Source organism: Paracidovorax sp. MALMAid1276 (assembly GCF_049198005.1).
Lineage (GTDB): Bacteria > Pseudomonadota > Gammaproteobacteria > Burkholderiales > Burkholderiaceae_C > Acidovorax.
Genome location: NZ_JBMIRS010000232.1, coordinates 25,918 through 35,071, shown reverse-complemented (window position 1 = coordinate 35,071; position 9,154 = coordinate 25,918). Strand labels below are relative to the sequence as shown.

6 protein-coding genes are annotated in these 9,154 nt (G+C 70.0%); 3 read left to right on the top strand and 3 right to left on the bottom strand.

The features are described from left to right. Window positions 1-3,508, top strand: a 3,508-nt coding sequence (locus ACOQFS_RS19005) for a FecR domain-containing protein (protein WP_421564380.1), incomplete at its 5' end; no start/stop codon positions are given. Between the two features lie 72 nt (window positions 3,509-3,580). Here the strand turns inward: ACOQFS_RS19005 and ACOQFS_RS19000 are convergent. Continuing rightward, the gene (locus ACOQFS_RS19000) at window positions 3,581-4,879 is read right to left on the bottom strand and encodes a tryptophan--tRNA ligase (RefSeq protein WP_421564379.1); all 1,299 of its coding nucleotides are present in this window, start codon (window positions 4,877-4,879) and stop codon (window positions 3,581-3,583) included. 53 nt (window positions 4,880-4,932) lie between these two features. After that, complete coding sequence (locus tag ACOQFS_RS18995; protein ID WP_421564378.1) at window positions 4,933-5,601, bottom strand: site-2 protease family protein; 669 nt, start codon at window positions 5,599-5,601, stop codon at window positions 4,933-4,935. Between the two features lie 221 nt (window positions 5,602-5,822). Between ACOQFS_RS18995 and ACOQFS_RS18990 the strand changes: the two genes are divergently transcribed. Next, complete coding sequence (locus ACOQFS_RS18990) at window positions 5,823-7,070, top strand: methyl-accepting chemotaxis protein (protein WP_421564377.1); 1,248 nt, start codon at window positions 5,823-5,825, stop codon at window positions 7,068-7,070. Window positions 7,071-7,281: 211 nt separating this feature from the next. After that, window positions 7,282-7,860, top strand: a complete 579-nt coding sequence (locus tag ACOQFS_RS18985; protein WP_421564376.1) for a hemerythrin domain-containing protein — start codon at window positions 7,282-7,284, stop codon at window positions 7,858-7,860. Window positions 7,861-8,002: 142 nt separating this feature from the next. Here the strand turns inward: ACOQFS_RS18985 and ACOQFS_RS18980 are convergent, their stop codons facing one another. Next, window positions 8,003-9,106 carry an alkene reductase gene (locus tag ACOQFS_RS18980; protein ID WP_421564375.1) on the bottom strand — a complete coding sequence of 368 codons (1,104 nt, stop codon included), beginning with the start codon at window positions 9,104-9,106 and terminating at the stop codon, window positions 8,003-8,005. Window positions 9,107-9,154: the final 48 nt, after the last annotated feature.

Genomic DNA, 9,154 nt, shown 5'->3' with positions numbered 1-9,154 from the left:
CGGTACTACCGCCTGCGCCCAGGGGGCCACCCTGGGCTGGTCAGTAGTACCCCGCGATCCTCGGTTTTCGCGCGTTTCGCTTCGATGCCTTCTGCCGCGCAGACTCCTGGGCCTGTGGCTGGGCGTGGCCGCCGCGCCGGTCGCGTGGGCGCAGTGCGGCGGCGCGCCGCCACCGCCGGGCGCAGCGGCGGCGCAGATCGTGGCACTGGCGGGCCAGGGCCAGACCCGCGCGCCCGGTGTGGAACCCTGGTCGCCCGCCGCACTGGCGCAGCAGCTGAGCGCGGGCGCCGATGTGCGCACCCTGGCGCTGTCGTCGGCGGCCTTGCTGCTGGCAGACCGCACGCAGATTCGCATGTCGGCCAACGCCCAGGTGCGCCTGTGCGAATCTCAGCCCGAGCGCAGCCTGCTGGAGCTGGCCGCCGGGCGCCTGTGGGCGCGCACCAAGAAGGCCCCCGCCGCGCTGCAGCTGCAGACCCCCGCCGCGCTGGCCGTGGTGCGCGGCACCGACTGGGATGTGGAGGTGGACGCGGCCGGGCGCACCACGCTCACCGTGCTGTCGGGCCAGGTGGAGCTGCGCAACGCTCAGGGCAGCGTGCAGCTGGGTCCGGCCGAGCAGGGCTATGTGGAGCCGGGCCAGGCGCCCGTCAAGCGCGTGCTGGTCAACCCGCGCGAGCGCGTGCAGTGGGTGATGGCGTACCCGGGCAGCGCCACCCGCTGGGCAGAGTTCCAGCGCCCCGCTCTGGGCGAACCTTTGGCCAGCGTGCGCGCCGCGCTGGATGCCGGGCGCTGGAGCGAGGCGCGCGCGCGCCTGCGCACGCTGGCCGACCAGGGGCAGGGCGGCGCTGTGGCCGAGCTGGTGCTGGCCGACCTGGAGGTGTTCGAGGGCGCCATCGACCCCGCCCAGGCCCGGCTTGCGCGTGCGTGGCAACGCACCCAGGACGCCCGCACCGCCGCGCGCCGGGCCGACCTGCTGCTGGCGCTGGATCGCGGGGCCGAGGCGCGCGCCTGGCTCGATGCCACCCGGGTGGCAGCCCCCACGTCGGTGGAGCTGCTGCTGGCCGACGCCGACTGGCACCGCCTGGAGGGCCGTGGCGACGCCGCACTGGCGCTGTACCGCGAGGCCGTGGCCCGCGCCGAGGCCCAGGCGGCAGGCGCCACGGCCGGGCCGGATGCCGCCCCCCTGGCCGCCGCCCTGTGGGGCCTGGGCCGTGCTTTGCAGCAGCGCGGCGACCTGGCTGCCGCGCGCACGGCCCTGGCGCGCGCGGTGGCGCTGGCGCCGGACCACCCCGCCTACCGGGGCGAGCAGGCCACCGCCGCCACCGAGGCCCTGCGCCTGGCCGAGGCCCGGGCGGGCTTCGATGCGGCCCTGGCGCTGGCCGGTGACGACTATGTGAGCCTGGCCGGTGCAGGCCTTCTGGCGCTGCAGCAGGGCAACCCGGAGCTGGCGCGCACGCAGTTGCTCAAGGCGCTGGTGATCGAGCCGCGTTATGCCCAGGCCCACGTGTGGCTGGCCGTGGCCGAGTACCGGTTGGGCGGGCTGGCCGCCGCGTTCGATTCACTGGAGCGCGCCCGGTTGGCCGACCCCAAGGACCCGCTGCCCTGGCAGGTGGAGTCGATGATGCGCAACGACAGTGGTGACGCCGAGGCCGCCATCCGCGCGGCCCGCGAGGCGGTGGTGCGGCTGCCGTACCTGAAGTCGCTGAACCCGCTGGCCAGCGACAGCCAGGGCTCGGCCAACCTCGGCAAGGCCCTGGGCGACTTCGGCATGGAGCACTGGGCACGGGCCTATGCGCAGCAGTCGTACTACCCGCTTTGGGCGGGCAGCCACTTCTTCATGGCCAACCGGTACGAGAGCGACTTCAGCCGCAACTCCGAGCTGTACCAGGGCTACCTGGCCGACCCGCTGGCGCTGGGCGTGGGTGAGCGGCATCTGCCGGTGCTGCGCACGGCGGGGCGTGAAACCGCATGGGTGGCAGCGGCAGAGCGCAACCCGGTGCATTCGTCGCTGGCGGGGGCGGTGACCGCGCGGGGCGTGGAGGCCTCGACCCTGCCCATGGCCTGGCTGGTGCGGGCCAACGGGCTGCGCCTGTGGCCGCGCGACACCGGCTCGTACTGGCTGACATCGCCCGCCCTGACCTTGGCCTGGGGGGCGCGGCCCGTGGATGCGCTGGGGCTGTTTGTGGTGCACGACCGGGATTCGGACCGCGTGGGCTACCCCGGCGGCATCGACATCGGCAGTGCCCGCTTCGACGGGGTGGCGCGCACGCAGGGCACACGCACCGACGCGGGGGGCTCGTGGCGCTGGTCGGCCGACGCGCAGACCTGGCTCAAGTTTCACCACGCGCGCAACACCAACCGGCGGGTGCTGGATTTTGAAAGCCTGGGCTGGGGCCTGCAGGACTCGCGCGTGCGCGACGCCATGGACGGCGTGATGCTGCGGCATGTGGTGCAGTCGCCCGGCCAGCGCATCAGCGCGGGGTGGGAGCATGTGCGTGCGCAGGGGCTCTCGGGCCTGTATGACACGGCTGCGCCCTGGGAGGGCTCGGACGGCGCCACCACGGCCCGCTTCGACATGCCCTGGGTGGCGGGCGAGTGGCAGCGCGGCCCCTGGGCCTGGGAGGCGGGCCTGGCGTGGCCGCGCCTGCACACGCGCTCCGTGAGCCGCTACTACAGCCTCATTTCGGGCGAAGACTTCTTTCCGCCGAACATTGCAGAGAGCGGCCACTCCCGCCGCGCGCGCCCACGGCTGGGCTTGTCGTACCGTATCGGCCCGGGCCGGGCGCTGCACGCGGCCTATGTGGAGAGCATGCACGCGCCCGCCACCCACACGCTGGCGCCCGTGGCGGTGGGGGCCATCCCCATCGACCACCAGTACCAGCGGCTGGGCAGCCTGGCGCGCAAGCGCGCGGTGCAGCTGGACTGGGAGCTCGACGCGCGCACCTTTGCCTGGGGCGTGGCCAGCAGCCAGCACATCGTCAACCCCACGCTGGCCGATGGCCGCCTGGCCGTGCCGGACCTGGGCATTTCGGTGTCGGACCGGGCGGGCGTACTCGCGCCCGTCAGCGCTTCGGGCCAGGTCGCCATCGACGCCTACAACGGCAACCCGCGCTTCAGCCAAGGCAGCCTGCGCCAAGTGGGCGGGGCGGTGAACCGGGTGCTGAGCCCGCGCTGGAGCATCCTGGGCAGCTACACCTGGGCGCAATCGCGCAACACCGGCATGCAGCACGCGGGCAACCTGCTGCCCGGCGTGCCGCGCCACACGGCGGTGGTGGGCAACGTGCTGCGGCACGGCGCGCGCGACATGACCCTGCTCACCCTGGTCTACCGGGGCACCCGCTTTGCCGACGAGGCCAACACCGCGCAGCTGGGCGCGGGCTGGAGCCTCAACCTGGTGCTGTTCCGCGAATCGTCCGACCGCCGCTGGGCCTGGGCCGGAACCCTGCAGGCGCCCCTGCATGGCACGTCACGCCCCACGTTGTGGACCAGCGTGCGCTACAGCATGGACTGAAAAGTCTGCATGTTTTTGGCCTCTAGCGCTTATCCAGTAAGCGCTAGGAGCTATAAAAATATGAGCAAATGCTCAGGCAGCCGCCGCCGCCTGCGCCAACGCTGCCAGCGCGGCGCCCACATCTGCATCGCTCACTCCCTCCACAGCGGCCAGTTGCCCGGCCAGTGCGCCCGCGCCCTCGCGCTGCAGCCGGGCGATGGCCTGGCCGGCGTCCTTGGGTGCGGCAAAGCCGGTGCTCTGCAGCAGCAGGCGGCCATCGGCATCCACCAGCTTGAAGTAGAACTGGCCGTCCGCCTCGCGGTATTGCTTGAACGCGGGCAGGGCGGCCTTTGCTGCCTTGGCAGGCTTGGCAGCGGTGGCACCCTGCACCAGGCTGCGCAGGCCCACGGCCGTGCGCAGCTCGCGGATGAAGGGCGTGGCCAGCGTGCGGGCGCGCTCGGCACCGGCCAGCAGGGTCTGCTCGATGCGCGCCGGGTTGTGGATGAGTTCGTCGTACTGCGCGCGCATGGGGGCAATCACCTGGTCCACGCGCTCGAACAGCACCTGCTTGGCGTCGCCCCAGGCAATGCCATCGGCATACGCCCGGCGCAGGGCATCGGTCTCGTCGGCCGTGGCAAACGCCTGGTAGATCTGGAACAGGGCCGAGCCTTCGGTGTCCTTGGGCTCGCCGGGCGCACGCGAGTCGGTCAGGATGCCGCCGATGAGCTTCTTGAGCTGATCGCGGCTGGAGAACAGCGGAATCGTGTTGTCGTAGCTCTTGCTCATCTTGCGGCCGTCCAGGCCGGGCAGGGTGGCCACATGCTCGTCGATGGCCGCTTCGGGCAGCACGAAGTGCTCGCCATACAGGTGGTTGAAGCTGGCCGCCATGTCGCGCGCCATCTCGATGTGCTGCACCTGGTCGCGCCCCACGGGCACCTTGTGCGCCTTGAACATCAAGATGTCTGCGCCCATCAGCACCGGGTACATGAACAGGCCCGCCGTCACGCCATCGTCCTGCTCGCGGCCGGCCGCCGTGTTCTTGTCCACGCTGGCCTTGTAGGCGTGGGCGCGGTTCAGCACGCCCTTGCCGGTCACGCAGGTCAGCAGCCAGGTCAGCTCTGGAATCTCGGGGATGTCGGACTGGCGGTAGAAGGTGACGTGCTCGGGGTTCAGCCCCGCCGCCAGCCAGCTCGCCGCGATTTCGAGCGTGGAGCGCTGGATGCGCACCGGGTCCTCGCACTTGATGAGCGCGTGGTAGTCGGCCAGAAAGTAAAAGCTCTGCACACCCGGCGAGAGGCTGGCCGCCACCGAGGGGCGGATGGAGCCCACATAGTTGCCCAGGTGGGGCGTGCCCGTGGTGGTGATGCCGGTGAGGTAGCGCGTGATGCTCATGGGAACGAAATCTGCGTAGGAAAAAAGAGGGAAGAAAAGCGGCCGCCGCCCGCTCAGCGGATCAGTGCGGTCAACGGCGTGATCAGCAGGTTGATGGCGCTGTAGCCCAGCGACATCAGCGGGCGCAGCCACAGCGTGCCCACCACACCGGCCACCACCAGCGCCAGCACGATGAAGAAGCCGTAGGGCTCGATGCGCGACACCCAGTGCGCCTGGCGCCAGGGCAGCAGGCCCACCAGAATGCGCCCGCCATCGAGCGGCGGCAGCGGAAACAGGTTGAACGCCCACATCACCAGGTTGACCAGCACGCCGGCGCGGGCCATCTCCACGAAGAAGCGCTCGTCCACCCCCGTGCCGACCAGCACCACCAGCAGCACGGCCCAGGCAATCGCCTGGAAGAAGTTGGACGCGGGCCCCGCCAGCGCCACCCAGATCATGTGCTGCTTGGGGTTGCGCAGGTTGCCGAAGTTGACCGGCACCGGCTTGGCATAGCCGAACAGGAAAGCGCCGGAGGTCGCGAAATACAGCATCACCGGCATCAGGATGGTGCCCACCGGGTCGATGTGCTTGAGCGGGTTGAGCGTGATGCGCCCCATCATGTAGGCCGTGTTGTCGCCAAAGTGGCGCGCGGCATAGCCATGGGCCGCCTCGTGCACGGTGATGGCAAACAGCACCGGCAGGGCGTAGATCAGAACGGTTTGGATGAGATTGGAGATGTCCACCCGGGGATTGTCTCAGACCGCCCGGCCGCTTGCCGCCCGGCTGGGCGCGGGGCGCGGGGCATTCCGGCTGAGGCCTGGCGATTGTGGGATGTACGTACGCGGGCGCGCCCCCACCAAAGCGTTTCGTTGCTAGCATCTTGCGCTGGTGCATCGCGCGCCTCTCATCCGCCCGTCTTCCTCCCCAAAAACATCCCTGCAGGCGTTGAAACGCCCCCCGAGACATGCTGAGCAACCTCAAGATCGGAACGCGCCTGGCCCTGGCGTTTGGCAGCCTGGCGCTGCTGGTATTGCTGTTGATGGCCACGGCGCTGTCTCAGATCGGTGCCGCGCAGCAGGCGCTGCCCGGCGGCTCGGCGGCGCTGGCGCACCTGCAAAGCGCCCGCGCCTGGGTCATCGGCTGCAGCCTGGCCGCCTTTGTGCTGGCGCTGGTGGCCGTGGTCAGCCTGCGCGCGGGCATCGTGGCGCCGCTGAACCAGGCCATCCTGATTGCGGAGACTGTGGCATCGGGCGACCTGAGCCAGGAATTCAGCTCCGAGCTGAAAGGGGACTTCGGCCGGCTGCTGGAGGCGCTGGGCACCATGGAAGACACGCTGACCGACCTGGTGGCGCGCATCAAGCAGGACGCCGATGCCATCAGCACGTCTGCAGCGGACATCGGCCATGGCAACACCGACCTGTCGCGCCATGCCGAAGACCAGGTCTCCTCGCTCACCCAGACCGCCGCCAGCATGGAGCAGCTCACCGCCACCGTGCGCCAGAACGCCGAGCGCGCCGGGTCCGCCAGCCAGCTCGCCGTCAAGGCCTCGCAGATCGCGCAACACGGCGGCGCGGCCGTGGGCGAGGTGGTGCAGACCATGCAAGCCATCAGCGGCAGCTCGCGCAAGATCGTGGACATCATCCAGGTCATCGAAGGCATCGCGTTCCAGACCAACATCCTGGCGCTGAACGCGGCGGTGGAGGCCGCGCGCGCTGGCGAGCAGGGCCGGGGATTTGCCGTGGTGGCCAGCGAAGTGCGCAGCCTGGCGCAGCGCAGCGCGGCGGCGGCCAGCGACATCAAGGGCCTGATCCAGAGCAGCGTGACGGCGGTGGACGGCGGTGTGCGCCATGTGGAAGAAGCCGGCACGGCCATGAAGGACATCATGAGCAGCGTGCAGCGCGTGGGCGACATCATTGGCGAGATCACGGCCGCAGCGTCCGAGCAGTCGGCCGGCATTGGCCAGGTGAACAGCTCGGTGGGCGAGATCGACCGCATGACGCAGCAGAACGCTGCGCTGGTGGAAGAGTCGGCCGCCGCCGCCGAGTCGCTGCGCGAGCAGGCCGCCCGCCTGTCGCAGGTGGTGCAGCAGTTCCGCCTGGCAGAGGCCATGGGACATGGCCAACACCACACCCCCCGCGCCGTGGCCGCGCCGTACCCATCGGAATCCCAGGCGCTGGCCGCAGGCCCCACCCCGGCCCGACTGACGCGCTGAGTTCTTCTATACCCCCGGTGCACTGCGCGTGCACCGTGCACAAGGCCCTGCAGGCCTGGCTTGCAGGGCCTTTGTTTTTTTGGCGGGTGCTGCTGCTGCGCAACCGTGCATTGCCGCGCTCTTGCACCCGGTTTGTTGACTTGCATCATGGGCGGCAGCGCGCTGCCGTGGCACCCTTGGCCCTGTTGTTCACTCTGCGGGAGCGTGCGCCATGCCATCGATCAGCCTGCGAACCATTCGCGAAGAGCATGCGTCGCTGTCGGCCGTGCTCCACTCCCTGCGCCTGATGCTGGACCAGGGCCCGGGCGACGAGCCGGCTGCGTTTTTTGATGTGATGCGGGCGATGCTGTTCTATATCGACGAGTTTCCCGAACGGCAGCACCACCCCAAGGAATCGCAGTGGCTGTTCCCCCGGGTGGCCGAGCGCTCTCCCCAGGCCGCAGAGACCATTGCGCAACTGGAGCGTGAGCATGCTGGCGGTGAAGCAGCGGTGCGTGAACTGCAGCACCTGCTGCTGGGCTGGGAGCTGATGGGCGATGCGCGGCGTGAGGTATTTGCCCAGGCGCTGCAGAAGTACATCCGCTTCTACCTGGACCACATGCGGCTGGAAGAAACCGTGGTGCTGCCGGCGGCGCAGGAAAGCCTGCAGCCGGGCGACTGGGTGGCCATCGACGCGGCCTTTGCCAGCAACACCAACCCGCTGGCCCCGGGCAAGCCGCGCGATGCGGCCTATGACCGGCTGTTCACCCGCATCATGATGCGGGCTCCCAGTCCGATAGGGCTGGGGTGAGTCGTCTGCGCACGCCACTGCCACTACAAAACCAAAACCGTTCACGCTGAGCGGGTTGAAGCGCTGTGCAAGGCTTCGACGGGCTCAGCCCGAACGGTAGACAAGGGCGGAGCGCGATGGCACACCGCTGCGCCCCGCGTCGTCAGGCGCTCAGCGCCGGATAGTCGGTGTAGCCCTCGGCGCCGCCACCGTACAGCGTGGCACGGTTCACCTCGTTGAGCGGGGCGTTGGTCTTCAGGCGTTGCACCAGGTCGGGGTTGGCGATGAAGGGCCGGCCGAAGGCCACGATGTCGGCACCATGGGCCAGCGCGGTTTCCGCCAGGGTCTTGTCGTAGGCGTTGTTCACCATCCAGGCGCCCTGGCCGCCAGCAGCGCGGTAGGCGGCCTTGAGGGCGGCGTAGTCGAACGGGCGGCCTTCCACCTCGCGCGGGCCGCCGGTGGCGCCTTCGATGAGGTGGAGGTAGGCCAGGCCCAGCGGGCCCAGTTGGCGCACCACGTAGTCGAACAGCGGTTGCGGGTCGGCATCGACGATGTCGTTGGCAGGCGTGACGGGCGACAGGCGGATGCCGGTGCGGCCGCCGCCGATTTCTTCGGTGACGGCCTTCGTCACTTCCAGCAGCAGGCGCGCGCGGTTGTCGATGCTGCCGCCGTAGGCGTCGGTGCGCTGGTTGGCGCCGGTCTTGAGAAACTGGTCGATGAGGTAGCCGTTGGCGGCGTGGATCTCCACCCCGTCAAAGCCCGCATCGATGGCGGCACGCGCGGCGCGGCGGTAGTCGGCCACGATGCCGGGAATTTCGGCCAGCTCCAGCGCGCGGGGCATGGAGGTGGGTGTGAACGTGGGCACGCCATCCTTGATGAGCACGGTCTTGGTATTGGCCTGCACGGCCGAGGGCGCCACGGGTGCGGCGTTGCCGGGCTGCAGGTCGGTGTGCGAGACACGGCCCACGTGCCACAGCTGCACCACGATCTTGCCGCCCGCCGCGTGCACGGACGACGTCACCTTCTTCCAGCCCGCGATCTGCTCGGGGGCATACAGACCCGGCACGTCGGCATAGCCCTGGCCCTGCTGGCTGATGGCGGTGGCCTCCGAAATGATCAGGCCGGCACTGGCGCGCTGGGTGTAGTAGGTGGCCACCAGATCGGTGGGAATGGCGTTGGGAGAGCGGTTGCGCGTGAGCGGCGCCATGGCGATGCGGTTGGCCAGTTGCAGGTCACCGGCTTTCACGGGATCGGACAGGAAAGGCATGGGTCGGGGCTTTCTGAGAGAGAAAAAATGGGGTGCAAACCAATGATG